This is a genomic window from Thermus igniterrae ATCC 700962, from assembly GCF_000376265.1.
Lineage (GTDB): Bacteria > Deinococcota > Deinococci > Deinococcales > Thermaceae > Thermus > Thermus igniterrae.
On sequence record NZ_AQWU01000072.1, the window covers coordinates 23,027 to 47,567 of the forward strand.

General features: G+C 68.7%; 26 protein-coding genes and 3 tRNA genes. 19 read left to right on the top strand and 10 right to left on the bottom strand.

The window, feature by feature from the left end; translation table 11 throughout:
• The first annotated feature begins 66 nt into the window (after positions 1 to 66).
• Genes accB through B128_RS0110540 form a run of 6 tightly spaced genes read left to right on the top strand, consistent with a single transcriptional unit; the run spans position 67 to position 3,986 of the window.
• Positions 67 to 570: an acetyl-CoA carboxylase biotin carboxyl carrier protein gene (gene accB / locus B128_RS0110515; protein ID WP_018112233.1), complete on the top strand. Its 504-nt coding sequence runs from the start codon at positions 67 to 69 to the stop codon at positions 568 to 570.
• Complete coding sequence (gene accC / locus B128_RS0110520; RefSeq protein ID WP_018112234.1) at positions 567 to 1,904, top strand: acetyl-CoA carboxylase biotin carboxylase subunit; 1,338 nt, start codon at positions 567 to 569, stop codon at positions 1,902 to 1,904. The genes accB and accC overlap by 4 nt, the downstream gene beginning before the upstream one ends.
• Positions 1,905 to 1,916: 12 nt before the next feature.
• A complete protein-coding gene (locus tag B128_RS0110525) occupies positions 1,917 to 2,246 on the top strand; it encodes an Asp23/Gls24 family envelope stress response protein (RefSeq protein WP_018112235.1) in 330 nt (109 codons plus the stop codon).
• Positions 2,239 to 2,694 carry a transcription antitermination factor NusB gene (nusB, locus tag B128_RS0110530; protein WP_018112236.1) on the top strand — a complete coding sequence of 152 codons (456 nt, stop codon included), beginning with the start codon at positions 2,239 to 2,241 and terminating at the stop codon, positions 2,692 to 2,694. The genes B128_RS0110525 and nusB overlap by 8 nt, the downstream gene beginning before the upstream one ends.
• Position 2,695: 1 nt before the next feature.
• A complete protein-coding gene (locus tag B128_RS0110535) occupies positions 2,696 to 3,547 on the top strand; it encodes a tetrahydrofolate dehydrogenase/cyclohydrolase catalytic domain-containing protein (protein ID WP_018112237.1) in 852 nt (283 codons plus the stop codon).
• A complete protein-coding gene (locus tag B128_RS0110540) occupies positions 3,531 to 3,986 on the top strand; it encodes a divergent PAP2 family protein (RefSeq protein WP_018112238.1) in 456 nt (151 codons plus the stop codon). The genes B128_RS0110535 and B128_RS0110540 overlap by 17 nt, the downstream gene beginning before the upstream one ends.
• On the opposite strand, the gene B128_RS0110545 is transcribed toward B128_RS0110540, so the two are convergent.
• Positions 3,965 to 4,165 carry a hypothetical protein gene (locus B128_RS0110545; protein ID WP_018112239.1) on the bottom strand — a complete coding sequence of 67 codons (201 nt, stop codon included), beginning with the start codon at positions 4,163 to 4,165 and terminating at the stop codon, positions 3,965 to 3,967. The genes B128_RS0110540 and B128_RS0110545 overlap by 22 nt on opposite strands.
• A 74-nt stretch (positions 4,166 to 4,239) precedes the next feature.
• Between B128_RS0110545 and B128_RS0110550 the strand changes: the two genes are divergently transcribed.
• The gene (locus B128_RS0110550; protein ID WP_018112240.1) at positions 4,240 to 6,222 is read left to right on the top strand and encodes a (Fe-S)-binding protein; all 1,983 of its coding nucleotides are present in this window, start codon (positions 4,240 to 4,242) and stop codon (positions 6,220 to 6,222) included.
• On the opposite strand, the gene B128_RS0110555 is transcribed toward B128_RS0110550, so the two are convergent.
• Genes B128_RS0110555 through B128_RS0110565 form a run of 3 tightly spaced genes read right to left on the bottom strand, consistent with a single transcriptional unit; the run spans position 6,219 to position 8,363 of the window.
• Positions 6,219 to 6,761 (bottom strand): class I SAM-dependent methyltransferase, encoded by a 543-nt coding sequence (locus B128_RS0110555; protein WP_018112241.1) that lies wholly within the window; start codon positions 6,759 to 6,761, stop codon positions 6,219 to 6,221. The genes B128_RS0110550 and B128_RS0110555 overlap by 4 nt on opposite strands.
• The gene (locus B128_RS0110560; protein ID WP_018112242.1) at positions 6,754 to 7,428 is read right to left on the bottom strand and encodes a TerC family protein; all 675 of its coding nucleotides are present in this window, start codon (positions 7,426 to 7,428) and stop codon (positions 6,754 to 6,756) included. Before B128_RS0110560 ends, B128_RS0110555 begins: the two co-directional genes overlap by 8 nt.
• Complete coding sequence (locus tag B128_RS0110565; RefSeq protein ID WP_026175194.1) at positions 7,425 to 8,363, bottom strand: alpha/beta hydrolase; 939 nt, start codon at positions 8,361 to 8,363, stop codon at positions 7,425 to 7,427. The genes B128_RS0110560 and B128_RS0110565 overlap by 4 nt, the downstream gene beginning before the upstream one ends.
• Positions 8,364 to 8,378: 15 nt before the next feature.
• Between B128_RS0110565 and B128_RS0110570 the strand changes: the two genes are divergently transcribed.
• A complete protein-coding gene (locus B128_RS0110570; protein ID WP_018112244.1) occupies positions 8,379 to 9,311 on the top strand; it encodes an L-lactate dehydrogenase in 933 nt (310 codons plus the stop codon).
• Positions 9,312 to 9,318: 7 nt separating this feature from the next.
• Here B128_RS0110570 and B128_RS0110575 read toward each other — a convergent pair whose 3' ends face one another.
• Positions 9,319 to 10,188, bottom strand: a complete 870-nt coding sequence (locus tag B128_RS0110575; RefSeq protein ID WP_018112245.1) for a DUF1517 domain-containing protein — start codon at positions 10,186 to 10,188, stop codon at positions 9,319 to 9,321.
• Positions 10,189 to 10,287: 99 nt separating this feature from the next.
• Here B128_RS0110575 and lon point away from each other — a divergent pair, with 99 nt between their 5' ends.
• On the top strand, positions 10,288 to 12,711 hold the full coding sequence (lon, locus tag B128_RS0110580; RefSeq protein ID WP_018112246.1) for an endopeptidase La: 2,424 nt from the start codon (positions 10,288 to 10,290) through the stop codon (positions 12,709 to 12,711).
• On the opposite strand, the gene bshA is transcribed toward lon, so the two are convergent.
• From bshA to B128_RS0110600, 4 genes are all read right to left on the bottom strand, one after another.
• A complete protein-coding gene (gene bshA, locus B128_RS0110585; protein WP_018112247.1) occupies positions 12,712 to 13,785 on the bottom strand; it encodes an N-acetyl-alpha-D-glucosaminyl L-malate synthase BshA in 1,074 nt (357 codons plus the stop codon).
• Positions 13,786 to 13,915: 130 nt separating this feature from the next.
• Positions 13,916 to 14,167 (bottom strand): hypothetical protein, encoded by a 252-nt coding sequence (locus tag B128_RS0110590; RefSeq protein WP_018112248.1) that lies wholly within the window; start codon positions 14,165 to 14,167, stop codon positions 13,916 to 13,918.
• 9 nt (positions 14,168 to 14,176) lie between these two features.
• Positions 14,177 to 15,400 (bottom strand): vWA domain-containing protein, encoded by a 1,224-nt coding sequence (locus B128_RS0110595; protein ID WP_018112249.1) that lies wholly within the window; start codon positions 15,398 to 15,400, stop codon positions 14,177 to 14,179.
• An 18-nt stretch (positions 15,401 to 15,418) separates the two neighbouring features.
• Complete coding sequence (locus B128_RS0110600; RefSeq protein ID WP_018112250.1) at positions 15,419 to 16,813, bottom strand: sigma 54-interacting transcriptional regulator; 1,395 nt, start codon at positions 16,811 to 16,813, stop codon at positions 15,419 to 15,421.
• Positions 16,814 to 16,931: 118 nt separating this feature from the next.
• Between B128_RS0110600 and hslV the strand changes: the two genes are divergently transcribed.
• From hslV to B128_RS0110620, 4 genes are all read left to right on the top strand, one after another.
• Positions 16,932 to 17,474, top strand: coding sequence for an ATP-dependent protease subunit HslV (gene hslV, locus B128_RS0110605; protein ID WP_026175196.1), 543 nt, complete (start codon positions 16,932 to 16,934; stop codon positions 17,472 to 17,474).
• Positions 17,471 to 18,721, top strand: a complete 1,251-nt coding sequence (locus tag B128_RS0110610) for an ATP-dependent protease ATPase subunit HslU (RefSeq protein WP_018112252.1) — start codon at positions 17,471 to 17,473, stop codon at positions 18,719 to 18,721. Before hslV ends, B128_RS0110610 begins: the two co-directional genes overlap by 4 nt.
• Before the next feature lie 11 nt (positions 18,722 to 18,732).
• On the top strand, positions 18,733 to 19,797 hold the full coding sequence (locus tag B128_RS0110615; RefSeq protein WP_018112253.1) for a tetratricopeptide repeat protein: 1,065 nt from the start codon (positions 18,733 to 18,735) through the stop codon (positions 19,795 to 19,797).
• 76 nt (positions 19,798 to 19,873) lie between these two features.
• Positions 19,874 to 20,611, top strand: a complete 738-nt coding sequence (locus B128_RS0110620; protein ID WP_018112254.1) for a formate dehydrogenase accessory sulfurtransferase FdhD — start codon at positions 19,874 to 19,876, stop codon at positions 20,609 to 20,611.
• Here the strand turns inward: B128_RS0110620 and tatA are convergent.
• Entirely contained in the window at positions 20,601 to 20,765 is a 165-nt protein-coding gene (gene tatA, locus B128_RS0110625; protein ID WP_018112255.1) for a twin-arginine translocase TatA/TatE family subunit, read from the bottom strand. The two genes, B128_RS0110620 and tatA, sit on opposite strands and share 11 nt — an antisense overlap.
• 71 nt (positions 20,766 to 20,836) lie before the next feature.
• Between tatA and B128_RS0110630 the strand changes: the two genes are divergently transcribed.
• The 6 genes from B128_RS0110630 (at position 20,837) to B128_RS0110655 (ending at position 24,538) form a co-directional block, all read left to right on the top strand.
• Positions 20,837 to 20,913 (top strand) — tRNA-Pro (locus B128_RS0110630).
• Between the two features lies 1 nt (position 20,914).
• A tRNA-Gly gene (locus B128_RS0110635) sits at positions 20,915 to 20,990 on the top strand.
• A 38-nt stretch (positions 20,991 to 21,028) separates the two neighbouring features.
• Positions 21,029 to 21,104, top strand: a tRNA-Arg gene (locus B128_RS0110640).
• Between the two features lie 85 nt (positions 21,105 to 21,189).
• On the top strand, positions 21,190 to 22,659 hold the full coding sequence (locus B128_RS0110645; RefSeq protein WP_018112256.1) for an ABC transporter ATP-binding protein: 1,470 nt from the start codon (positions 21,190 to 21,192) through the stop codon (positions 22,657 to 22,659).
• Positions 22,656 to 23,705 (top strand): ABC transporter permease, encoded by a 1,050-nt coding sequence (locus tag B128_RS0110650; protein ID WP_018112257.1) that lies wholly within the window; start codon positions 22,656 to 22,658, stop codon positions 23,703 to 23,705. The genes B128_RS0110645 and B128_RS0110650 overlap by 4 nt, the downstream gene beginning before the upstream one ends.
• Positions 23,705 to 24,538, top strand: coding sequence for an ABC transporter permease subunit (locus tag B128_RS0110655; RefSeq protein WP_018112258.1), 834 nt, complete (start codon positions 23,705 to 23,707; stop codon positions 24,536 to 24,538). Before B128_RS0110650 ends, B128_RS0110655 begins: the two co-directional genes overlap by 1 nt.
• Positions 24,539 to 24,541: the final 3 nt, after the last annotated feature.

The following is a 24,541-nucleotide window of genomic DNA, read 5'->3' on the forward strand; positions in this document are numbered from 1 at the left end:
GGTTTGACCGGGTCCAAGGAGCACTTATCCCTTTATGGGGTAAGCTTTATGCCACGAGGTGTACCTATGACGCCCAAGGAGCTTAAGCAGATCCTTCAGGCCCTGGTGGAGCACGGGGTGAACGAGCTCACCCTGGAGACCCCCGACTACAAGCTCACCGTACGCCGGGGGGGAGAGGTGCAGGTGGTGGCCATGCCCCAGGTGGTGGCCCCCCCGCCCAGTCCACCTGTACCCGTGGCCCCGGCCCCCAGGCCAGAGGTGCCGGCGGCTCCTGCCCCGGTCCCTGCCCCCGAGCCCGTCCAGGCCTCCCCCAAAGAGGAGTGCGCGGGATGCGTGGAGGTGAAGGCCCCCATCGTGGGCACCTTCTATCGGGCCCCGGCTCCCGATGCCCCGCCCTACGTGAAGGAGGGGGACCGGGTGGAGAAGGGCCAGGTCCTCTGCATCATTGAGGCCATGAAGCTGATGAACGAGATTGAGTCGGAGGTCGCGGGCATCGTCAAGAAGATCCTGGTGCAGAACGGGGAGCCCGTGGAGTACGGGCAACCCCTCTTCCTCATCCAGCCGGTATGAAGAAGGTCCTGATCGCCAACCGGGGCGAGATCGCCCTGAGGATCATCCGCGCCGCCCGGGAGCTGGGCATCAAGACCGTGGTGGCCCACTCCACCGCTGACGAGAAGAGCCTGCCCGTGCTCCTGGCCGACGAGGCCATCTGCATCGGCCCGCCCCCCTCGGGCCAGAGCTACCTCAACATCCCCAACCTCCTTTCCGCTGCCATCGTCACGGGGGCAGACGCCATCCATCCCGGCTACGGCTTCCTGGCGGAGAACGCCACCTTCGCCGAGATGTGCCGGGAACACGGGATTACCTTCATCGGCCCCACCCCGGAGAACATGCGGGCCCTGGGGGACAAGGCCACCGCCCGGAAGGTGGCCCGGGAGGCCGGGGTACCCACGGTGCCGGGCACGGACGAACTGGAGAGCATTGAGGAGGCCAAGCGGGCCGCCTTGGAGATCGGCTACCCCGTCATCCTCAAGGCCTCCGCCGGGGGTGGGGGGCGGGGGATGCGGGTGGTGCACACGGAGGAAGAGCTGGAGAGGGCCATCCAGCAGGCCCAGGAGGAGGCCCGGGCGGCCTTCGGCAACCCCGCTGTCTACCTGGAGAAGTACATTGAGGAGCCCAAGCACATTGAGATCCAGGTCCTGGGGGATGGGGAGAACGTGGTCCACCTCTGGGAGCGGGACTGCTCCATCCAGCGCCGCCACCAGAAGCTCCTGGAGGAGGCCCCCAGCGTCCTGCCCTACGAGACCCGCAGGGCCATCGCCGAGGCGGCGGCCCGCCTGGCCCGGCACGTGGGCTACGTCTCCGCTGGCACCCTGGAGTTCTTGGTGGACAAGGAGGGGAACTTCTACTTCATAGAGATGAACACCCGCATCCAGGTGGAGCACCCCATCACCGAGCTCATCACCGGCATTGACCTGGTGCAGGCCCAGTTCCGCATCGCCCAGGGGGAAAAGCTTTGGCTCCGCCAGGAGGACATAGAGGTGCGGGGGCACGCCATAGAGGTGCGCATCAACGCCGAGGACCCCGAGAAGGGCTTTAGACCCTCCATCGGCAAGGTGGAGACCCTGCTCTTCCCCGGGGGGCCCGGCATCCGCGTGGACAGCCACCTCTATGCGGGCTACCAGATCCCCCCTCACTACGACAGCCTCATCGCCAAGATCATCGCCTGGGCCCCTACCCGGGAGGAGGCCATCCGCCGCATGGAAAGGGCCTTGGCCGAAACGGTCATCGAGGGTCCCGGCCTCAAGACCACCATTCCCTTCCACCAGAAGGTGCTGCAGAACGCCTTCTTCCGCCGAGGGGCGGTCTACACCAACTTCGTGGCCCGGCGGATGGAGATGTAGACTGGGCGTGTGATGGTGGACTACGAGATCAGCGACCATGCCCTCGAGGGCCTGGTGCTCCACGCCCTGGCGGGCCTCGAGGGGGTGCGGCTCCTGGAGGTGGCCCCCCGCTCCCTGGGGGAGGTCTTCCGCCGCATGAAGCCCGTGCGGGTGGAGCGCTCCCCCGAGGGGCTTTCCGTGGACCTGGTGGTCTCCGTGGACTACGGGGTGGTCATCCCCGAGCTGGCCCAGGAGGTGCAGAAGGCGGTGGCCGAGGCCCTCTACCTGGCCACGGGGGAGAAGGTGAGGGCGGTGAACCTCACCGTGGCCCAGGTGGAGTACCGCAAGGAGGCCCATGCTTAGGCGGGCGCGGGAGCTGGCCATGCGGGCCCTCTTCGCCCACACCCAGGGCGGGGTGGAGCTGGAGGAGGCCTTCCGCCATGCCCTGGAGGAGATGGGTGGGGAGGACGACCCCTACGGGGACCCCCTGGACGAGGAGGGGGTGGCCTTCGCCCGAAGGCTACTCTCCGGGTACCGGGCCCACCGGGAGGAAGTGGACCGGGTGCTCAAGGAGACGGTGGAGGGCTGGGACTTCGCCCAGATGTCCAAGACCGACCTGGCCGTCCTGCGCCTGGCCGCCTACGAGATGCTCTATGAACCCACTCCCTTCGCCCCCCTCATCGAGGTGGCGGTGAAGATCGCCAACCGCTACGGGGGGGAGCACTCCGGCTCCTTCGTGAACGGGGTGCTGGGCCGCCTTTACCGGCGCATCCAGGAGGGCGAGCTTCAGGCCGTGCCCAAGGAGGACTGAGATGACCCTGGCCCGAACCCTTTCCGGCCATCAGGTGGCGGAGGCCCTTTACCAGGAGCTCCGCCAGACCCTGAAGACCCTGCCCTTCACCCCTTCCCTCCGGGTGATCCGCCTGGGGGAGGACCCGGCCTCCGTCTCCTACGTGCGCCTCAAGGACAGGCGCGCCCGGGAGCTTGGGCTTTTGAGCCAGGTGGAGGTCTACCCGGAGGATACCCCGGAGGAGGCCCTTCTGGAGCGGATTGGGGAGCTTAACCGCGACCCCCATGTGGACGGCATCCTGGTCCAGCTTCCCCTTCCCCGGCACATCCGTACGGAACGGGTCCTCGAGGCCATCGCCCCCGAGAAGGACGTGGACGGCTTCCACCCGGTCAACGTGGGCCGGCTCTGGAGCGGGGGGGAGGGGCTTTTCCCCTGCACCCCCTTGGGCATCCTCCGCCTCCTCCAGCACTACGGGGTGGCCCTCAGGGGCAAGGAGGTGGTGGTGCTGGGCCGCTCCAACATCGTGGGCAAGCCCCTAGCTGGTCTTCTCCTCCGCGAGGACGCCACGGTGACCGTGGCCCACTCCCGCACCCAGGACCTCCCCGCCCTCACCCGCCGGGCCGAGGTGCTGGTGGTGGCCGTGGGCCGGCCCCACCTGGTGCGCAAGGACTGGGTCCGTCCCGGGGCGGTGGTGGTGGACGTGGGGGTGAACCGGGTGGAGGGGAAGCTCCTTGGGGACGTCCACCCTGAGGTAGCCGAGGTGGCGGGGGCCCTCACCCCTGTGCCCGGGGGTGTGGGGCCCATGACCGTGGCCATGCTCATGGCCAACACCGTGAAGGCGGCCCTTCTCAGGCGGCATGGAGCTCCTCGCTAACCAGGTCTTCTGGACCGCCCTCTTGGCCAACCTTCTGGCCCAGACCCTGAAGCTTTTCATCTACTACGTGCTGGAGGGCCGCTTCCAGTGGGAGCGCTTTCTGGAGACCGGGGGGATGCCCAGCTCCCACTCGGCCACGGTGAGTGCCTTGGCCATAGGGGTAGGGCTTCAGGAGGGCTTTGGCAGCACCCTCTTCGCCGTGGCCGCCGTCTTCGCCCTCATCGTCATGTACGACGCCACGGGCATCCGCCGGGCGGCAGGCCTCCACGCCCAGCTCCTCAACCAGCTGGTGCAGGAATTGCAGAAGGTGCTGGAAAAAGGCCCTGCCCCCGAGCCCCTGAAGGAGCTTTTAGGCCACACCTACCTGGAGGTCCTGGTGGGGGCCCTGTTGGGGGCGGCGGTGGCCCTCCTAAGCTTTTACCTCTTCCCCGCCCAGTAGAAGGCCAGGGTCTGGCCCAGGAGGAAGACCAGAAGCCCCAGCACCGGGGAGAGAAAAAAGACGAAGAAGCTCAGGAAGAGTACCCCCAAAAGGGGCAACAGGGGCTTTCGGAAGCGGTGGAAGACGAGGAGGTTCAAAAGGCTGAAAAGCAAGAGGGTGGCCAAGGCCGCGGTTTCCACAGCGCCCCATTGTACGCTCTTGCCAGGCCTGGGGGATGGGGTAAACTTTTACCGAGTATAAGGAGGGTGCACCCATGCTGACCCTACCGGAGAAAATCCTCTTTATCCTGCTCCTTGCGGGGAGCCTCTACTACGCCTACACCGGCTTCCGCCGGGTCTACCTGGCCATCCGCAGGGGCCGGCCCGAGGACCGCTTTGACCGCCTGAGCGCCCGCATAGGCCGGGCGCTTTGGCTCACGCTCACCCAGCAGACGGTCTTCAAAAAGCGGCCCCTGGTGTCCCTGCTCCACGCCTTCGTCTTCTACGGCTTCGTCTACTACCTCCTGGTCAACCTGGTGGACCTTGTGGAGGGCTTCTTCCCCCTGCATGCCCGGGGTGGGCTTTGGAACCCCTTCAATTTGGTAGCCGACCTCCTCACGGCCGCCATCCTGGTGGGCATCCTGGGCCTCATGGTGCGCCGTTACCTGGCGGCCCCCCAGGACTTCACCTGGAACCCCCAGGTCCCCCTCCACGAAAGGGTGCGCCAGGGCATCCCCCGGGACTCGGCCATCGTGGGGGCCTTCATCACCTTCCACGTGGGTAGCCGCCTGCTCTCCAAGGCGGCAACCTTGGCCCAGTCGGAACCGGACCCCTTCCAGCCGGTGGCAAGCCTCTTGGCGGGGGGGCTTGCGGGGCTTTCCCCCACGGCCCTTACCTTCATGGAGCACTTCTTCTGGTGGGGTGCTTTGGGCTCCATCCTCCTCTTCCTGCCCTACTTCCCCCGTTCCAAGCACATCCACCTGATGATGGCCCCCATCAACCTAACCTTCCGAAGCGAGAAGCCCGGCGCCCTCCTGCCCCTGGACCTGGAGAAGGAGGAAAGCTTCGGGGCAGAAAAGCTGGAGGACCTTTCCTGGAAGCGGCTTCTGGACGCCTACGCCTGCATCATGTGCAACCGGTGCCAGGAGGTCTGCCCTGCCTACACCACGGGCAAGGCCCTTTCCCCGGCAGCCATCCTCATCTCGGAGCGCTACGAGCTCAACGACATCCTGCCCGACTTTGCCGCTGGCAAGGAAAGCCCCCGGCCCCTCATGGACTTCGCCCTGAACGAGGAGGCCCTCTGGGCCTGCACCACCTGCATGGCCTGCGTGGAGGTCTGCCCCGTGGGCAACGAGCAGATGCTCCACATCCTGGATGTGCGCCGGGCCAAGGTGCTCATGGAGGGGGCCTTCCCCCAGGAGCTCCAGAATGCCTTCCGGGGCATGGAACGTTCGGGCAACCCCTGGGGCATCGGCCAGGACAAGCGCCTGGACTGGGCCGAAGGGCTGGCCGTCCCCACGGTGGCGGAGAAGCCCAACCCCGAGGTCCTCTACTGGGTGGGCTGTGCCCCCAGCTACGACCCCCGGGCCCAGAAGATTGCCCGCAGCATGGTGGCCATCCTGAACGCCGCCGGGGTAGACTGGGCGGTGCTGGGCAAGCGGGAGAAGTGCACCGGGGATGCCGCCCGGCGCGCGGGCAACGAGTACCTCTTCTTCCAGCTGGCCACGGAGAACGTGGAGACCCTGAACGCCGTGGCCCCCAAGACCATCGTCACCACCTGCCCCCACTGCTTCCACACCCTGGCCAACGAGTACAGGGCCTATGGGGGAGAGTACCGGGTGGTGCACCACACGGAGTTCATCGCCGAGCTTTTGCGCTCGGGGCGGCTTAAGGTCTCCGAGGAGACCCGGCGGGTGGTCTTCCACGACCCCTGCTACCTGGGACGGCACAACGGGGTCTACGAGGCCCCCCGGGTGGTCCTGAAGGGCGTGGGGCTGGCCCTCACCGAGCCCCCCAGGAACCGGGAGGGGAGCTTCTGCTGCGGGGCGGGCGGGGCCCAGTTCTGGAAGGAGGAGGAACCCGGGGCCATGCGGGTCTCGGAGAACCGCTACCGGGAGCTTAAGGCCACGGGGGCGGAGGTCATCGCCACCGGGTGCCCCTTCTGCATGGCCATGATGAACGTGGAGGTGGCCCAGGACCAGGCTCCCCCTGAGGTGCTGGACGTGGCCGAGCTGGTGGCCCGGGGGCTGAAGGCTTAGGCCGGAGGCTTCTGGTAGACGGCGAAAGCTCTGTACCCTTCCCAATCCCCCTCGCCGAAGGCGCGCAGGCGGAAGCCAGGGGGAGGGGTTAGGAGCTCATAGGGTTCCCAGTAGAAGGGGCTTTCCCCTCTACCCCGGCGGAGGGCTTCCTTGCGGGTAAACCCCTCCACCAAGAGGAGCCCCTGGGGGAGGAGAAGGGGCCCAAGGGCCAGGAGGAGGGGCCGGTTCACGTAGTAGCTCATCACCACCCCGGCGAAGGGGCCTGGGGGCAGGCGCCGGAGGGCGTCCCCTTCTTCCAGGTCCAGGGCCACCAGGCTGAGGCCAGGGGTGCCGGCAAGGCGCCTTAGGGCTTCCTGGCTCCTTTCCACCAGGACCACGGGGTGGCCCCGCTGGAGGAAGTAGCGGGCGTTGCGCCCCAGGCCCCCGGCCAGGTCCAGCACCGGCCCCGGGGGCAGGAAGGGCCCGTAGGCCCGCACCACCAGGGCGGGAGGGCGGACCTCGGGGTGCTTTTGGTAGTGGGCGTCCCAGTCCCTAGGCATCCCGGCGCAGGGCCAGGAGGCTGCCCCCCGCCAGGATGAGGAGGGTGCCCCCCCAGAAGACGGCCTTGGGGAGCTCCAGGGCCAGCTCGGCCCGGGCCAGGAGGTGGGCCAGGGTGCTCTCCCCCTGGAGCATGAGCTTCACCCCGGCCCAGCCCACCAGGGCGTAGGCCACCTGCTCCAGCCTGGGGTAGCGTTCCAAAACCCTCACCACCCAGCTGGCTGCCAGGCGGATGAAGAGGATACCCAGGGCCACCCCCAGGAAGACCAGGGCCAGCTCCCGGGAGAAGGCCACCACCGCCAGGATGGAGTCCAGGGCGAAGGCTAGGTCCACCAGGTTGATGAGGAGGACCACCCGGAGGAAGTTCTGGGCGGTCTCCTGGGGGAGGGGCTCGGCCTCCTTGGAACCGCGGAAGTGCTGGACCATGAGGTGGAGGAGGTAGAGCCCGCCCAGCACCTGGACCCACCAGAGCTGGACGATGTAGACGGCAAGGAGGAGGACAAGGCCCCGCAGGACGTAGGCCCCCAGGATGCCGTAGAGGAGGGCCTTCCGCCTCAGGTCCGGGGGCAGGGGCCTCACCATCACCGCCAGGACCAGGGCGTTGTCCCCGGAGAGGAGGGCCTCGAGGGCCACCACGGAAAGGAGGACCAGGAGGGCTTCCGGGTTCATACCGTCCCCAGCAGGTAGCCTAACCCCGGGGCCAGGGCCTGCTTCCAGGTGACCCAGTTGTGCCCCGAGGGCCGTTCCCGGTAGGCGTGGGGGGCCTTCCGGTCGGCGAGAAGGGCGGCGAAGCGGCGGTTGGGTCCCAGGAGCCACTCCAGAAGCCCCACCTCCAGGTAGATCCGGGGAAGCCTTTGGGCTTCCGCATACTGCTCCAGGAGCCATTCCCTGTCCCGGTAGGCGTCCATGCCCCCGGGGTGGGCCTTGAGGGCGGGGGAGAGGGCCAGCACCTTGGGAAAGCGCTCCGGGTGCCTCAGGGCCTGCCACAAGGAGAAGAGTCCCCCCAGGGAAGCCCCCACCAGGACCACCTCCCCCAGGGGGCCGTGGTCTTTTTCCACCTGCTCCAGGACCCGGTGGAACTCCGCCTCGTAGCCCTCATGGAAGCGGTATTCCCGGTTGCGGTCTATGGGCTCCACGAAGACCAGGCGCACCGGGGGGATTTCCCCCGCCTCCAGGAGGGCCTGGGCCACCCTGTGGAGGCCTGCGGTGCGGTAGAAGGCCACCCCGTCCTGGGCCACCACCGTGGCCCTGGGGTAGGGCCCGGTCTCGGCCACGTAGTAGCGCCGCTCCCCCAGGCGGTGCCGGGCCACCTTGGGCTCGGCCTGGGGCTCTGGGGGGGCCTCATAGCGGAAGCCGGGCAGGCGGATGGCCCGGGGGTAGGTCCACCAGGGGTTGTCCGCCCTTTCGGGGTTGTCGGGGTCGGGGAAGGGCCTGCCCTCCTCGTCCAGGAAGGCGTACTCCACGTAGGCCCCTTCCGGGAACTCCAGGGTGAGGGGGCCTGCTAGGGGGATGGGGTCCCGCTCCCAGTCGCTGAAGTCCCCGATCAGGGCCCGGGCCTTGGGAGGGGGAAGGAAGGTCACACTACGCCGGGAGACCTGCACCACGGGTATACTCTACCCATGAAGGTGGGCATCGTGGGCTCGGGGTTGGTGGGGAGTGCCGCGGCCTACGCCATGGTTCTCCTCGGGGGGGTGCGAGAGGTGGTCCTGGTGGACTTGGACCATAAGCTGGCCCGGGCCCACGCCGAGGACATCCTCCACGCCACTCCCTTCGCCCATCCTGTCTGGACCCGGGCGGGGGGGTACGAGGCCCTCGAGGGCGCCAAGGTGGTGGTCATCGCCGCCGGGGTGGCCCAGCGCCCGGGGGAGACCCGCCTCCAGCTTTTGGACCGCAACGCCCAGGTCTTCGCCCAGGTGGTGCCGCGGGTCCTCCAGGCGGCCCCGGAGGCGGTCCTCCTGGTGGCCACCAACCCCGTGGACGTGATGACCCAGGTGGCCTACCGCCTCTCCGGCCTTCCCCCGGGACGGGTGGTGGGTTCGGGCACCATCCTGGACACCGCCCGCTTCCGCGCTCTCCTGGCGGAGCACCTGCGGGTGGCCCCCCAGTCCGTGCACGCCTATGTCCTGGGGGAGCACGGGGATTCAGAGGTGCTGGTGTGGTCGGGGGCCCAGGTGGGGGGTGTGCCCCTGGCGGCCTTCGCCGAGGCCCGGGGGAGACCCCTCACCCCGGAGGACCGGGCCCGCATAGACGAGGGGGTGCGCCGGGCCGCCTACCGCATCATTGAGGGAAAGGGAGCCACCTACTACGGGATTGGGGCGGGGATGGCCCGCCTGGTGCGGGCCATCCTCACCGACGAGAAGGGGGTGTACACGGTGAGCGCCTTTACCCCCCAGGTGGAGGGGGTCAAGGAGGTGGCCCTCTCCCTGCCCCGCATCCTGGGGGCCGAGGGGGTGGAGGCCACCATCTACCCCAGCCTGGACGAGGGAGAGCGGGAGGCCCTGCGGCAAAGCGCCACCATCCTCAAGGAGGCGGCCACTTCCTTGGGCTTTTAGGCCTCCTTCAGAGCTTCTCCAGCTCGGGGTAGAGGCGGAGGAGCTCCTCCTCGGTCAGGGCCTCCCCTTCCCGCTCTGGGGTCCAGGAGAGGTAGGCGGCGAGGAGGGTGAAGGGGCTGGACCCCGCCGCGTCCAGCAGGGCTGCTCGCGCGCCTTCCCGGGTGAGGGGCCGCCTTGGGGTGTGGGTCCGCCGCTCCGCCAGGAGGAGGCTCACCACCAGGTACCTGCCCCCCGGCTCCACCTGGGCTTGGTAATCGGCCAGCGCCTGCTTTTCCCCCTCAAAGTGGCGAAAGGTTTCCTGGTACTTGCTCCGCTCCTCCAGCATCCAGGCGTCGAACCGGGCCAGGACCTCCTCCTCGGAACCCGCCGCCACCTGGTAATCCCCAAAGCGCCAGGCGGGCTCCTCCCTGAGGAGCAAGAGGGCCGCCTCGTCCAGCAGGTCCGCGAGGCCCTTGGCGGAGGTGGTGTCCGCTTCCTCGGCCAGGCGCCTTAAGGTCCTTTGTACCAGGGGGCGGTGGAGAAGGGCCAGGCGCAGCCGGGCCACGCTAGCCGTAGGGCCATCAGGGTACGGCCCGTGGCTCCCCGCCTGCCTGAGGCCCCGCACCAGGTAAGCGGTCACCAGGACCAGGCCGAGGAAGACCAAAACGGGTAGAATGCCTAGGCTTCCCCCACCCCCTCCGGGATAGACCACCACCGGGCCTGGATAGGAGGGGTACGAGGGCGCCGGGGTGGGGAAAACGGGGGCGGGACCGGGGCTCATGGGGGGTGGGCTTGGACTGTACGGGCGCCCGCCCACCCCACCCCCGCTCTTCTGGGCCAGGGCCAGGCTGAGCCCCAGAAGGGCCAGGAGGAGGAGGCGGCGCATGCCCCTAAGCATACGCCTGGGGCGGGACCCTTTGCGCTAAATGCCCTTTCGCAGTAAACTTGATAAAGGTAGGCTTAGGCTATGGACGAACGCGAGAACAGGAGGGAAACCATGTTGCCAGAGACCTTGCCCGTCTGCCCCGTCCGGGGGTCGGTCATCTACCCCACCATGGTGATGCCCATTGACGCGGGCCGGCCCATCTCCATCCGGGCCATTGACGAGGCCCTGGCCCGGGAGCGGGTGCTCCTCATCGTGAGCCAGAAGGACAAGGAGGTGGAGGCCCCCAAGCCCTCCGACCTCTACGAGGTGGGCACCGCCTGCAACATCCTCAAGATGCGCAAGAACCCCGACGGTTCCGTCCAGGTGCTGGTGCAGGCTTTTGCCCGGGTGCGCATCAAGGCCTGGCTGGACCGGGGGGACCACCTCGAGGCCCAGGGGGAGGTGCTGGCCGACGAGCCCGGGGAGCCCACCCTGGTGAAGGCCCTGGTGCGGGAGGTGAAGGACAAGTTCCAGGCCCTCCTCAAGGAGGGCAAGTACCTGGCCCCCGAGGTGGCCCAGTTCGTCCTCAACCTGGAAGACCCCTCCCAGCTGGCGGACTACATCGCCTTCCACATGGAATTCCGCCTCGAGGACAAACAGCGGGTGCTGGAAACCGCCGAGGTGGCCGAGCGGCTCAAGCGGGTCCTGGTCCTCCTGGAGGCCGAGCTCCAGCTCATTGAGACCCAGCGGCGCATCCAGCAACAGGTCAAGGAGGAGATTGACCGCAACCAGCGGGAGTACTTCCTCCGGGAGCAGATGAAGGCCATCCAGCGGGAGCTCCACGGGGAGGAGGGGGAGCAGGAGGTGGAGGAGTTCCGGAAGAAAGTGGAGGAACTCCAGCTTCCCCCCGTGGTACGCCAGGAGGTGGAACGGGAGCTCAACCGCTTCGCCCGCATGCACCCCGACTCCGCCGAGGCCAGCGTCATCCGCACCTACCTGGACTGGATCGTCCACCTGCCCTGGAACCGGCGCACCGAGGACAACCTGGACCTCTCCCGGGCCAAGGAGATTCTGGAGCGGGACCACTACGGCTTGGAGAAGGTCAAGGACCGGGTGCTGGAGTTTTTGGCCGTGCGCAAGCTGAAGGCGGAGAAGGCCAAGCGGGGGGAGATCCCCGAGGAGGAGGTCAACAAGGGGCCCATCCTCCTCTTCGTGGGCCCGCCCGGGGTGGGGAAGACCTCCATCGCCAAGAGCATCGCCGAGGCCCTGGGCCGCAAGTACGTGCGCATCTCCCTGGGGGGGGTGCGGGACGAGTCCGACATCCGGGGCCACCGCCGCACCTACATCGGGGCCATGCCCGGCCGCATCATCCAGGGCCTGAGGCAGGCGGGTACCAAGAACCCCGTCTTCCTCCTGGACGAGGTGGACAAGCTGGGCATCTCCTACCAGGGGGACCCGGCGGCGGCCCTTTTGGAGGTGCTGGACCCGGCCCAGAACAAGGAGTTCGTGGACCACTACCTGGGGGTGCCCTTTGACCTCTCCGAGGTGATGTTCATCTGCACCGCCAACTTCCCCCAGAACATCCCCGCCCCCCTCTGGGACCGGATGGAGGCCATTGAGTTCACCAGCTACATTGAGCAGGAGAAGCTGGAAATCGCCAAGCGCTACCTCCTCCCCCGGCAGCTTAAGGAGACGGGGCTTTCCGAGGGCCAGGTGGTGGTGACGGAGGCCGCCCTCATGCGCCTCATCACCCACTACACCCGCGAGGCCGGGGTGCGGCAGCTGGAGCGGGAGATCGGTTCCCTGTTGCGCAAGGCGGCCCGGCAGATCCTGGAGGAGGGGAAGAAGCGGGTGCGCATCACGGAGAGGGACCTGGAGAAGTACCTGGGCCCACCCCGCTACCTGCCCGAGACCGAGGCCCGCGAGCCCCAGGTGGGGGTGGCCACGGGGATGTACTACACCCCGGTGGGGGGGGACATCATGTTCGTGGAGGTCTCCGTCACCCCGGGCAAGGGGAACCTGATCCTCACCGGGCAGCTGGGGGACGTGATGAAGGAGTCGGCCCGCGCAGCCCTTTCCTACGCCAAGAAAAACGCCCAGCGCTTCGGCATCCCCCTGGAGCGCTTTGACCAGACCGACATCCACATCCACGTGCCCGCCGGGGCCATCCCCAAGGAAGGCCCCTCGGCGGGGGTGGCCATAGTGAGCGCCCTGGTCTCGGCCCTCACCGGGGTCCCCGTGCGCCACGACATCGCCATGACCGGAGAGATCACCCTCACCGGGCGGGTCCTGCCCATCGGGGGGGTGAAGGAAAAGGTCCTGGGGGCCCGGCGGGCGGGCATCCGCGAGGTGATCCTGCCCAAGCAGAACGAGCCCGACCTCTCGGACATCCCCAGGCCCCTCCGCCAGAACATGACCTTCCACTTCGTGGAGGGGCTGGACGAGGTCCTGGACCTGGCCCTGGTGGGGGGGGTGAAGGCCCTGGAGGCCCAGGCTCAAAAGGCCAGCAAGCGCCCCGGCAAGCGGGCCAGGAAGGAGCTGGTGGCCCACGCCTAGCTACCCCAGGGCCCGGGCGTACACCTCCAGGTACTGCCGGGTGATCCTTTCCGGGTGGAACTGCTCCACCGCGTAGGCCCGGGCCCTCTGCCGCATCCGGGGTAGGTGGGGGCTGGCCAAGAGTTCCAGGACCGCCTCGGCATAGCCCTCCAGGTCTCCCAGCTCCACCAGCCGGCCCACCTCCGGGGTGATGAGCTCCGGGACCCCCCCCACGGCGGTGGCCACCACCGGCACCCCCGAGGCCAGGGCCTCGAGGGCCGCCTGGCCAAAGGACTCCTCCTCCGAGGCCAGCAGGAAGAGGTCCGCCGCCCCCAGGACCGCCTCGGGGTGGGGGGTGGGGGGGTGGAGGGTGACCCAGGGGGCCACCCCCAGCTCCTCCGCCACCCGCCGGGCCTCCCCTTCTTCGGGGCCCTTGCCCAGGAGGAGGAGCCTGGCCCGCACCTTCTTTCGCACCTTGGCGAAGGCCCGCACGATGTCGGGCACCCGCTTGATGGGGCGGAAGTTGGAGGCGTGCACCAAAAGCCACTCCCCTTCCTCCGCGTAAAGCCCCTTGCGCTCGGGACGGGGGCGGAAGCGTTCGGGGTCCACGGCGTTGTGGATCACCACGGGCTCCACCCCAAAGGCCCGCCTGGCCTCCTGGGCCAGGGCCCGGCTCACCGCCGTGGTGGCCCGGGCCTCCTGGAGGGCCCTGCGGGTGGGCCCATGGAAGGCGGGGTCCATGCCCAGCACGGAGACGTCGGTGCCGTGGAGGGTGTGCACCAGGGGAAATTCCCTTCCGAAGGCCAGGTAGCTGGCGGCGGCATGGGGGATGGCGTAGTGGGTGTGGACCAGCTCCAGGCCAAGCCGCTTGGCCTCCCGCTCCAGGGTGCCCGCCAGGGAGAGGGTGTAGAGGGGTCCGGGGAAGACGGGGTAGTAGGGGAGGTCCACGGGCACGTAGACCACTGGGCTTTCCTTGGGCAGCCGGAAGGGCCTCTCCGTGGCGAAGAAGTAGACGGCGTGCCCCATCCGGCCCAGGCGGTCGGCCAGTTCCGCGGCCACGATGCCGCTTCCCCCCAGGCCGGGGTAGGCCACCATGCCGACCCTAAGCGGCGCCACCTTCCGAACCTGACGGGAAAGGACGCTTTCCCTTGGCCGTGGACCCAGACCCCGTCATGCTCCCAGTTTAGCCCGGACCCCTCCCCGCGGGAGCCTCGAGGGGGCTGGCCTAGAGGCTTTCCAGGGCATCCTCCGCCTCTTCCATGTACCGGTCCCAGGGGATTAGGGTGTGGCCACCCCTTCCCCGGGCAGCGTAGTAGGGCAGTTCCAGCCGCAAGGGGGTGCGCACCTCCTGGTACTCCCGGACGAGGGCGGGAAGGGACTTGGGGAAGACCCGGGGATGCCTTAGCCGTTCCAGGAGGAGGCTTAGGCGCAGGGCCCGGTAGCCCTTCTTCTTTTCCCCATCCCCTTGCCTTCCCATGGTCCTCCTTCAGTGCCGCTGCACCTTCTTGTTGAGGAAGTCCAGGAGCAGGTACTTGCCGATGTTCCTGGGGTGGGTCAGGTAGGCCTTGCCCCGGGTGATTTGGGAGAGCTTCTTCACGAAGGCCAGAAGCTCGGGCTCCCGGGCCAGCATGAAGGTGTGGATGGGGATGCCCTCCCGCCGGGCCAGGGTGGCCTCCTTGAGGGTCTCGGCCAGGATCAGGGGGTCCAGGCCCCAGGCGTTTTTGTAGACCTCCCCGCTCGGCAGGGTGAGGGCCGAGGGCTTGCCGTCGGTGATGAGGATGATCTGCTTCATCTCCCCGCCCATCTTGCGCAGGAGGGTGCGGGCCAGCTCCAGCCCGGCCTTGGTGTTGGTGTGGTAGGGGCCCACCTGGGCCAGGGGGAGCTTGGCCAGGGGGATCTCCTCCGCGGTGTCGTGGAAGAGCACAAAGCGCACCTGGTCCCCGGGGTACTGGGTGCGGATGAGGTGGGCCAGGGCCAGGGCCACCCGCTTGGCCGGGGTGAAGCGGTCTTCCCCGTAGAGGATCATGGAGTGGGAGCAGTCCAGCAGGACCACGGTGCTCATGCTGGCGGTGTACTCGGCAAGGTCCATCACCAGGTCCTCGGGGGCAAGCTCCGTCAGGCCCTTGGCCGCCGCCTTCTTGAGGGTCTCCGGGACGTTGAGCTCCAGGGGGTCCCCCCACTCCCAGGCCTTGGTCTCTCCGGTGCGCTCCACCCCGGGGGCGTGGTGGGGGGTGGGGTGGAAGCCGGGGGGGTTGCGGCCCAGGGCCCCCAGGAGCTCCCGCAGGCTCTTGAGGCCCAGGAAGTCCGAGGCCTTTTCCGTGAGCTCCAGCCGGGTCTCCCCCGCCTCTCCCCGGTGGCCGCCCTGGGCGGGCTGGGTGGGGTCCTCCCCGGGCTCCCGGATGTACCCCGCCTCCCGCAACTTCTCCAGCATGCGCTCTATGGCCTGGTGGAGCCGGGTCTCCTCCTTGCGGTTGGCGAAGCGGGCTTCCCGGAGCCACTCCTCGGGGACCAGCTCGTTTTTGAGAAGGGCCTGGAGGAGGGCATCGTAAAGGTCCTCCAGGGTGGGGGCGCGGTTGGGGTCGGGGTCGTAGCGCTGGAAGGGATCGGAGAAGCCCGAGTCCAGGAGGAAGTCCTCCAGGAGGGAGAGGATCTCCTCGGGGGAGAGTTCCTCCAGCCCCCCCTCGTAGCGGCTGTAGCGGACGGCTCTCATCCTGACCCCTTGGGGTGGCTAGTTGCCATAGCTCCGCGTCCTCTCCGCCGCCTGGTAGCTGGCCTCCCCCCGGGAGAGCTTCCGGCGGCCCACCAGGCCCTCCAGCACGAACTCCCCGGCGGAGAGGAGGAGTTCGGGTTCCTCGCCTTCCGCCAGGCCCCTCGCTGCTTCCAAGAGCCCGGGCACCTCGGCCATGGCGGCCAGGGCCCCCTCCAGGTCCCCCTCGGGCAGGGTGAGGAGGTGGCCGGCCTCAAAGTGGGCCACGATGCTTTCCGTCTTGAGGCGGTAGCGGGGGAGGACCAGGCCAAAGGCCCGCTGCACCACCTCCTTGGCCACCCGCTCGGCCCCCTGGAGCTCCCCCTCGTATTCCAGCTCCAGCTTGCCGGTGATGGCGGGCAGGCCCACATAGAGGTCCAGGGGCCGGGCCACCGCCCGCTGGCCCTGGAGGAGGGCCCGCCTTTCGGCGCTGGCCGCCACCACCTCCAGGAGGCTGATGGCAAGCCGCTGGGAGACCCCGGCGGTCTGGTCCACCCGCCGGTCCTCCCGGGCGGCGAAGGCCACCGCCTCCACGGAAAGCCGGATCCACTCGGGCACCAGGACTCCTTCCGGCACGTAGGCCTCCTGGGCGCTGATCTTGAGGCCCTCCTCGAGGCTCCGTGGGTAGTGGGTGCGGATCTCGCTACCGATGCGGTCCTTCAGGGGGGTGACGATCCGTCCCCGGGCGGTGTAGTCCTGGGGGTTGGCGGTGAAGACCAGCCACACGTCCAGGGGCAGGCGGATGGGGTAGCCCCGGATCTGCACGTCCCCCTCCTCGAGGATGTTGAAGAGGGCCACCTGGACCTTAGGGGCCAGGTCAGCCAGCTCGTTCACGGCGAAGATGCCCCGGTTGGCCCGGGGCAGGAGGCCGAAGTGGATGCTCTCCAGGTCGGCCAGCCCCGTGCCCCGCCGGGCGGCCTTGATGGGGTCCATGTCCCCCAGGAGGTCGGCCACGGTGGTGTCGGGGGTGGCCAGCTTTTCCACATAGCGCTCCTCCCGGGGGATGTAGACGATGGGGGCATCGTCCCCTGCCTCCTCCAGAAGCCTTTTCCCCTCAGGGGAGATGGGGTGGAGGGGGTTGTCGCGCAGCTCGGTGGGCAGGGCGGGAACCTCCTCGTCCAGGAGACCGATGAGGCTCCGCAGGATGCGGCTTTTGGCCTGGCCCCGGGTGCCCAGGAGGATGAAGTTCTGCTTGGCCAGAATGGCCTGGACCAGGGCGGGGATCACCGTGTCCTCGTACCCGTGGATGCCTGGGAAAAGCCTTTCTCCCCGCCGAAGCTTCTCCCGCAGGTTCTGGCGGGCCTCCTCCTTCACCGTGCGCTTCAGCTTGTCCAGGGGGTAGGTGCGCTTCAGTTCGCCCAGGGTTTTCGCCCTCACCCTTTCCAGTTTAGGGGCAGGACGGCCGGGGTATGTACCCTGGCTTCCCATGCCGGGGGTGGCCCGGGGCAAAGGGCTCCCTAACGCCCTTCTCATCCCTTGGCGGTATCTTGCCCCTGTGGAGATCCACGGCACCACCATCTTGGCCGTACGCAAGGACGGGGTCACCGCCCTCGCTGGGGACGGCCAGGTCACCTTCGGCCAGACGGTCCTCAAGCGGGGTGCGGTGAAGGTACGCCGGCTGGAGGTGGGGGAGGGGGTTCTGGTGGGCTTTGCCGGAGGGGTGGCCGACGCCCTGAGCCTCCTGGAGCGCTTTGAGGAGAGGCTCAGGGAGGCCCGGGGCAACCTCCTCAAGGGGGCGGTGGAGACGGCCAAGCTCTGGCGTACCGACCGGGTCCTGCGCCATCTCCAGGCCATGATCATCGCCGCCGACCGGGAGAGCATGGTCCTCCTCTCGGGGAGCGGGGAGGTGATTGCTCCCGAAGAACCCCTCCTGGCGGTGGGTTCCGGGGGCCCCTACGCCCTCACCGCGGCCAAGGCCCTTTACCGGCACTCGGGGCTTTCCGCCCGGCAGATCGCCGAGGAGGCCCTCAAGATCGCTGCCGAGGTGGACCTCTACACCTCGGGCCAGATCACCGTCCTCACCCTGGGGGAGACATGAACCTGACGCCGGCAGAGATCGTACGGGAGCTTTCCAAGCACATCGTGGGCCAGGAGGCGGCCAAGAGGGCGGTGGCCGTGGCCCTGCGCAACCGCTACCGCAGGAAAAAGCTTCCCCCCGAGGTGGCCCGGGAGGTCACGCCCAAGAACATCCTCATGATTGGACCCACCGGGGTGGGCAAGACGGAGATCGCCCGCCGCCTGGCCCGCCTGGCCGGGGCCCCCTTCGTCAAGGTGGAGGCCACCAAGTTCACCGAGGTGGGCTATGTGGGCCGGGACGTGGACGCCATCGTGCGGGACCTGGCTGAGGCCAGCTACCAGCTGGTCCTCGAGGAGATGAAGAAGCGGGTGGAGGAGAAGGCCCTGGGCCTGGCCGAGGAGGAGCTGGCCACCCTCCTGCGGGCCTCGGTGGCCGAGGTGCGTTCCGGCCGCCTGGACAGCCTTTCCGTGGAGGTGCAGGTGGAGGAGGAGCTGGCCCTGCCCTTCATGGGGGTCCTGGGTGGGGAGGGCATGGGGGGCATGGGGGAGATGCTCCGGGGTCTTCTCCCCAAGAGGCCGGTGCGCAAGCGCATGACGGTGAAGGAGGCGCGGGAGGTGCTGAAGAACCAGCACGCCGAGCGCCTCATTGACCAGGAGGAGCTCAAGGAGGAGGCCCGCAGGCGGGCCCAGGAGGAGGGCATCGTCTTCATTGACGAGATCGACAAGGTGGCCCGGCGCGAGGGCACCGTGGGGCCGGACGTCTCGGGGGAGGGGGTGCAGCGGGACCTGTTGCCCATCGTGGAGGGGACGGTGGTCTCCACCCGCATCGGCCCGGTTTCCACGGAACACGTCCTCTTCATTGCCGCTGGCGCCTTCCACGTGGCCAAGCCCTCCGACCTCATCCCCGAGCTTCAGGGGCGTTTCCCCATCCGGGTGGAGCTTTCCCCTTTGGGCCCCGAGGAGTTCTACCGCATCCTCAAGGAGCCGGAGAACTCCCTGGTCCGCCAGTACACGGAGCTTTTGCGGGCAGACGGCACCGAGCTCGTCTTTGAGGACGAGGCCCTTTGGGCCATCGCCCAGGCCGCCTACCGGGCCAACCAGGAGCTGGAGGATATCGGGGCCAGGCGGCTGGCCACGGTGCTGGAGAGGGTATTGGAGGAGGTGAGCTTCCAGACCGACCTGGGGCGGGTGGAGATCACCCGGGCTTACGTGGAAAAGCGGTTGGAGGCGGTCTTCGCCTCCCCGGACCTCACGCGGTTTGTGCTGTAGGAGGTAAGGACATGCGCTGGTTTCTCTTGGCTCTGAGCTTGCTGGCCGCACCCACCCTGGCCCAGACCCCACCGCCGCCCGCCCAGGCGGCGCAACAGGACGCCCTGAAGCTGGGGGTGCAGCTTTACGCCCTAGGCCGTTACGAGGCCGCCCTGGAGCTCTTTGAGCGGGCGGTGAAGGAAAAGCCTCAGGACCCCGATGCCCTTTACTGGCTTACCCGGGCCCAGCTGAAGGTGGGCCTTCTGAACCCCGCCCTGGAGAACGCCCGGGGGTTGATCGCCAAGAACCCCAGGTACATCGGGGGGTACATGGTGCTGGCCGAGGCCTATGTGGCCCTCTACCGGGCCACCGAGGACCGGGAGAAGGGCAAGGCCTACCTGGAGCAGGCCCTCACCGTGTTGCGGGATGCCGAAAGGGTGAACCCCCGCTACGCCCCCCTCTTCGCCCAGCGGGGCCTGGTCTACGCCTTCTTGGGGCAGGCGGACCGGGCGGAGGAGGCCTTCAAGAAGGCCCTGAGCCTCCAGGACACCCCGGAGGTGCGGGTGGCCTTGGCCGAGCTCTACCTGGCCGCAGGGCGGTTGGACGAGGCCTTGGAGCAGTACGCCAAGGCCCTGCAGCTTTCCCCCAAGGACGCCGACCTCCGGGTGCGCTACGCCTCGGCCCTCCTCCTGAAGGGCAAGGCCGAGGAGGCGGCCAGGGTTCTGGAGGAGGGGCACCGCCTGAAGCCCCTGGACGCCGAGGGCTGGTACACCCTGGGCCAGGCCTACCTGAGCCTGGGCCGGGCCAAGGAGGCGGGGATGGCCCTGGAAAACGCCATCGCCCTAGCCCCCTTGCGCTTCCCCGCGGCCTACGGCTACCTGGGCCAGATCTACCTGGCCCTGGGGGATTTCCAGAAGGCCAAGAGCCGCCTCACGGTGGCCGTGCGCCTCGAGCCCAAGAAGGCCGAGTACCGCTACCAGCTCTGCCTGGCCAACGAGCGCCTGGGGGACAAGGAGGGGGCCCGGTACCAGTGCCAGGAGGCCCTCAAGCTCCGCCCCGGGTACAAGGAGGCGGAGGAAGTCCTGCGCAGGCTTTAAACTAGGGGCTTTCCCCGGGGGTTTGTGCCCCCGGGGTTTTTTCTTACCTCCCTTTGCGGGTAAGGTAAGGGTGTCCATGTGGCGCTACCAGGGCGGAGCCTTCCAGGAGGAGAGCTTCCCCCTGCCGGAGGAGGCGCGCTTCCTCCTGGTGGTGAACGGGAAACCCTGGACCTCCTTCAGCTACACCCCGGGGGATGAGGCCTACCTGGCCCTGGGCCACCTCTTCCTGAGCGGGGTGCTGTGTAGCCTGAAGGGCGTGCGCTACCGGGTGGGGGAGGGGGTGGTCCTGGTGGACCTGCCTGGGGAGCCGGAGCGGGGCGTGGGGGTGAGGGATAGCGGTTGCGCCGCCGGGCTCCGCTATGGGGAGCCCAGGCTTGCCCCCCTGCCCCGCCTGCCCCTGGACCCCGGGCTTCCCCTGGCCCTCATGGCTGCCCTGCGCCAGGGGACCAGCCTTTACGCCCGCACCCGGGGCATCCACGGGGCAGCCCTCTTTGACCCCTCGGGCCGCCTCCTCTACCTGAACGAGGACATAGGGCGCCACAATGCCGTGGACCGCCTGGCCGGCTTCATGCTCCTGGAGGGGGTTTCGCCCCCGGTGCTGGTGGCCTCCACGGGCCGGGTGAGCCAGGAGATGGCCGCCAAGGCCATCGGCATGGGGGCAGTCCTCCTGGCAAGCCGCACCGGGGCCACGCGCCCGGCCGTGGACCTGGCCCGCCGCTACGGGCTGGCCCTGGCGGCCTACGTGCGCCCCACGGGCTACCGCCTGTATGCCCCCGGGGGAATGCCCGTGGGGGAAAGGAGCCCTACGCCTTAGGCTCTTCCTTCTTTTCCTCGCCCTCCTGCAAGCCCTTTTTGAACTCCCTGGCCGACTGGCCGATTCCCCGGGCCAGCTCCGGGAGCTTCTTGGCGCCGAAGAGGAGGAGGATGACCAGGAGGATGAGGAGGATTTCCACCGGACCTAAGCGCATGGGCCCATCATAGCACGCCTTGACCCTCCCCTGCCCAGGTGTTATTGTGGCCTGTGGGGTGACCACGGCCCCGGGGCGTAGCGCAGGCCGGTAGCGCACCTGCTTTGGGAGCAGGGGGTCGCCCGTTCAAATCGGGCCGCCCCGACCATGCGGGAGTAGCTCAGTTGGTAGAGCATCGGCTTCCCAAGCCGAGGGTCGCGGGTTCGAGTCCCGTCTCCCGCTCCAAAGGGCCGGGGTGGTTTTCCACCCCGGCCTCCTTCCATGGGCCCGTAGCTCAGGGGACAGAGCAGCCGCCTTCTAAGCGGTAGGTCGGGGGTTCGAATCCCTCCGGGCCCGCCAGTTGCCTTGACCCCCCGGCCACGCCACCGGGGGGTGTTTTGTGGTTCCTCCGTGGTATCCTCAGGCGGGGCTCGAGGCCCTGCCCATGTTGAAGCTGGAGAACATCACCAAGCGCTTCGGTCCCGTGGTGGCCAACCGCCGGGTGAGCCTCGAGGTGGGCCGGGGAGAGGTCCTGGCCCTCCTGGGGGAGAACGGGGCGGGGAAGACCACCCTGGTGAGCATCCTCTACGGCCTCTATGCCCCCGATGAGGGGCGCATCCTCCTGGAGGGCCGGGAGGTGCGCGTGCCCTCGCCCAAGGCCGCCCAGCGGCTCGGCATCGCCCTGGTGCCCCAGCACCCCGAGCTCATTGAGGCCCACACCGTGGCGGAGAACCTGGCCCTGGGCCTGGACCTTCCCCCCTTCTTCTCCCGTAGGGCCCTGGAGGGGCGGCTTCGGGAGCTCCTCAAGGACCATCCCCTGGGGGTGGCCCTCGAGGCCCCCGTAGCCCGCCTCTCCGCTGGGGAAAAGCAACGGGTGGAGCTTTTGCGGGCCCTCCTTTCCCGCCCCAAGGTCCTCATCCTGGACGAGCCCACCAGCGTCCTCACCCCAAAGGAGGCCCAGGAGCTTTTCCAGGAGATTCGCCGCCTCCAGGCCCTGGGCCTGGCCGTCATCTTCATCAGCCACAAGCTGGACGAGGTCTTGGCCATCGCCGACCGCATCGCCGTCCTGCGCGGGGGGGAGAAGGTGGGGGAGCTTTCCCGCAAGGAGGCGGACAAGGAGACCCTGGTGCGGATGATGGTGGGGCGGAGCGTGGCCCCCCTACCCAAGGTCCCCCCGCCCCGGGAGGAGGTGGTGCTGGAGGTGGAGGACCTGGTGGTGCCCCGGCACGGCTTTCCCGTGCAGGGGGTGTCCTTTGCCCTCCGGGCCGGGGAGGTCCTGGGGGTGGCAGGGGTGGCAGGCAGCGGCCAGAGCGAACTGGTGGAGGCCCTGGCCGGCCTGAGGCCTTACCGGGGTAGCGTGCGCTTCCTGGGCCAGCCCCTACCCAAGGACCCTGCTCGCCTCTACGCCCTGGGGGTGGCCCACATCCCCGAGGAGCGGGCCATGGGGGTGGTGGGGGGGATGAGCGTGGCCGAGAACCTGGCCCTGCGCACCTTCCGGGCCTACGCCCCCAAGGGGCTTCTGGACTACCGGGCCATGGAGCGGGAGGCCAGGGCCCTCATTGAGGGGTATCGCATCAAAACCCCTTCCCCCCGCACCCCGGTGCGCTTCCTCTCCGGGGGCAACGTGCAGAAGGTCATCCTGGCCCGGGAGCTTAAGGGGGGGCCGAGGCTCCTTTTGGCCATGCACCCCACCTACGGGGTGGACGTGGGGGCCGCGGAGGAGGTCCACGGGCGCATCCTGGAGCTGGTCCGCCAGGGAGCGGCGGTGCTTTTGGTGAGCGAAGACTTGGACGAGATCCTGGCCCTTTCCCACCGGGTGGCGGCCCTCTACCACGGCCGCCTCGTGGGACCCATCCCCAGGGAGGCGGCCAGCCGGGAGGCCTTGGGGCGCATGATGGCGGAGGGGCGGGCATGAGGCTGGAGCTGGACCCCAATCCCACTCCCGCGAAAATCCTGGGCCTCTACGCCCTCTTCCTGGGGCTCGCCCTCCTCCTTTTGGGAGGGGTGTTCCTGGCCTACGGGGTCTCCCCCTTACGGGCCTACGCCCTCCTCCTTTCTCCCTTAGGGGATACCCTGGGCCTGGCCGAGGTGGCCCGGCGCACCATTCCCCTTCTCCTCATCGGAGCGGGGCTTTCCCTGGCCTTCCGGGTGGGCTTCTTCAACATCGGGGCTGAGGGGCAGCTCCTCTTGGGGGCGGTGGGGGCGGCTTACGTGGCCCTCTTCCTCCCCCCGGGTCCCTGGACCCTGCCCCTGATGTTCCTCCTGGGCGGTGCCCTGGGGGCTCTTTGGGTGGGGCTGGCCGCCTGGCTGAGGGTACGCTTTGGCGCCAGCGAGATCCTCACCACCCTCATGCAGAACTATCTGGCCTACTACCTAGTGGTCTACCTGGTGGCCGGGCCCTGGAAGGGGCAGTTCGTCTTTGGCTTCCTCTACACGGACCGCTTCCCCCAGGAGGCCCAGCTTCCCCGACTGGGGGATACCCTGGTGCACTGGCCCACCCTGCTCCTGGGGGTGGGGGCGGCCTTGCTCCTCCAGGTCCTCCTCTTCCGCACGCCCTTGGGCTTTGCGTGGCGCATCCTGGGGGAGAACCCTGCCGCTGCCCGGTACCTGGGGCTCAAGGGGGGCAGGCTCCTCCTGGTGGCCGCCCTTGTTTCTGGCTTCCTGGCTGGCTTGGCTGGGGTGGGGGAGGTGGCGGGCATCCACCTGAGGCTTTTGGAACCCGCCCAGATCTCCCTGGGTTATGGCTTCACCGCCATCTTAGCCGCCTGGCTGGCCCGGGGGCGGCCCCTTTTGGTCCTCCTCACCGCGCCCCTTTTGGGGGTGATCCTGGCCGGAGGGGACGCCCTGAAGCTTTCCCTTTCCATGCCCTTTAGGGTGGTGGATGTGGTGGCGGGCCTCTTCCTCCTGGCCCTCATCGGGGCCGAGGCCTTAAGCCGCCACCGCCTGATCTGGAGGCGCTGATGGAAGAAGCCTTGGTGCGCGCGGTCCTCTTCGGTACCCCCATCCTCCTGGCCTCCCTGGGGGCCCTCCTGGCCGAGCGGGGCGGGGTGGTGAACCTGGGGGTGGAGGGCATCATGGCCCTTTCCGCCCTGGCGGCCTTCGCCGCCGCCATGGCCGGGGGGGTTGGGCTTGGGGTGCTGGCCGGGGTGGGGACGGGGGCGGTTTTGGGGGCATTTTTGGGCCTCTTTGCCGTTTCCCTTAGGGCCAACCAGTTCGTGGCCGGGCTGGCCCTGGCCGCCTTGGGCCTGGGGGCCTCGGGGCTTTTGGGCAAGCGCTACGAGGGGGTTCCCCTCCCCAACCCCCTGCCTGAGGAAGGGCTTGCCCTCCTGGCCCTGGCCCTTGCCGCCTTGCTCCACCTCCTCCTTTACCGCACCCGTTTCGGCCTCTACCTGCGGAGCGTGGGGGAAAACCCCAGGGCGGCGGACCTCTTCGGGGTCAGCGTGGACGGGGTGCGCCACCTGGCCCTCTTCCTGGGGGGCGGGCTCATGGGGCTGGCAGGAGCCTACCTCTCCTTGGCCTACCGTCCCTCCTGGACGGACGGCATGACCGCGGGGCTGGGCTGGGTGGCCATCGCCCTGGTGATCCTGGCCGCCTGGCAACCCCTACGGGCGGTGCTCGGGGCTTACCTCTTTGGCCTCCTCTTCTTCCTGCAGTTCCGGTTGCAGGGTAGTGTACCTATACCATCGGAGGCCTTTGCCGCCATGCCCTACCTTCTGGTTATCCTGGTCCTGGCCCTTTCGGGGCGTACCCGGGCCCCCAAGGCCCTGGGAATACCCTTTGAGCGGGGGAGGTAAGGG

Coding starts and splice junctions, on each gene's coding strand:
- accB (WP_018112233.1), top strand. CDS start 67: ATGACGCCCAAGGAGCTTAAGCAGATCCTTCAGGCCCTGGTGGAGCAC.
- accC (WP_018112234.1), top strand. CDS start 567: ATGAAGAAGGTCCTGATCGCCAACCGGGGCGAGATCGCCCTGAGGATC.
- B128_RS0110525 (WP_018112235.1), top strand. CDS start 1,917: ATGGTGGACTACGAGATCAGCGACCATGCCCTCGAGGGCCTGGTGCTC.
- nusB (WP_018112236.1), top strand. CDS start 2,239: ATGCTTAGGCGGGCGCGGGAGCTGGCCATGCGGGCCCTCTTCGCCCAC.
- B128_RS0110535 (WP_018112237.1), top strand. CDS start 2,696: ATGACCCTGGCCCGAACCCTTTCCGGCCATCAGGTGGCGGAGGCCCTT.
- B128_RS0110540 (WP_018112238.1), top strand. CDS start 3,531: ATGGAGCTCCTCGCTAACCAGGTCTTCTGGACCGCCCTCTTGGCCAAC.
- B128_RS0110550 (WP_018112240.1), top strand. CDS start 4,240: ATGCTGACCCTACCGGAGAAAATCCTCTTTATCCTGCTCCTTGCGGGG.
- B128_RS0110555 (WP_018112241.1), bottom strand. CDS start 6,761: ATGCCTAGGGACTGGGACGCCCACTACCAAAAGCACCCCGAGGTCCGC.
- B128_RS0110560 (WP_018112242.1), bottom strand. CDS start 7,428: ATGAACCCGGAAGCCCTCCTGGTCCTCCTTTCCGTGGTGGCCCTCGAG.
- B128_RS0110570 (WP_018112244.1), top strand. CDS start 8,379: ATGAAGGTGGGCATCGTGGGCTCGGGGTTGGTGGGGAGTGCCGCGGCC.
- B128_RS0110575 (WP_018112245.1), bottom strand. CDS start 10,188: ATGCTTAGGGGCATGCGCCGCCTCCTCCTCCTGGCCCTTCTGGGGCTC.
- lon (WP_018112246.1), top strand. CDS start 10,288: ATGTTGCCAGAGACCTTGCCCGTCTGCCCCGTCCGGGGGTCGGTCATC.
- bshA (WP_018112247.1), bottom strand. CDS start 13,785: ATGGTGGCCTACCCCGGCCTGGGGGGAAGCGGCATCGTGGCCGCGGAA.
- B128_RS0110590 (WP_018112248.1), bottom strand. CDS start 14,167: ATGGGAAGGCAAGGGGATGGGGAAAAGAAGAAGGGCTACCGGGCCCTG.
- B128_RS0110595 (WP_018112249.1), bottom strand. CDS start 15,400: ATGAGAGCCGTCCGCTACAGCCGCTACGAGGGGGGGCTGGAGGAACTC.
- B128_RS0110610 (WP_018112252.1), top strand. CDS start 17,471: ATGAACCTGACGCCGGCAGAGATCGTACGGGAGCTTTCCAAGCACATC.
- B128_RS0110615 (WP_018112253.1), top strand. CDS start 18,733: ATGCGCTGGTTTCTCTTGGCTCTGAGCTTGCTGGCCGCACCCACCCTG.
- B128_RS0110620 (WP_018112254.1), top strand. CDS start 19,874: ATGTGGCGCTACCAGGGCGGAGCCTTCCAGGAGGAGAGCTTCCCCCTG.
- tatA (WP_018112255.1), bottom strand. CDS start 20,765: ATGCGCTTAGGTCCGGTGGAAATCCTCCTCATCCTCCTGGTCATCCTC.
- B128_RS0110645 (WP_018112256.1), top strand. CDS start 21,190: ATGTTGAAGCTGGAGAACATCACCAAGCGCTTCGGTCCCGTGGTGGCC.
- B128_RS0110650 (WP_018112257.1), top strand. CDS start 22,656: ATGAGGCTGGAGCTGGACCCCAATCCCACTCCCGCGAAAATCCTGGGC.
- B128_RS0110655 (WP_018112258.1), top strand. CDS start 23,705: ATGGAAGAAGCCTTGGTGCGCGCGGTCCTCTTCGGTACCCCCATCCTC.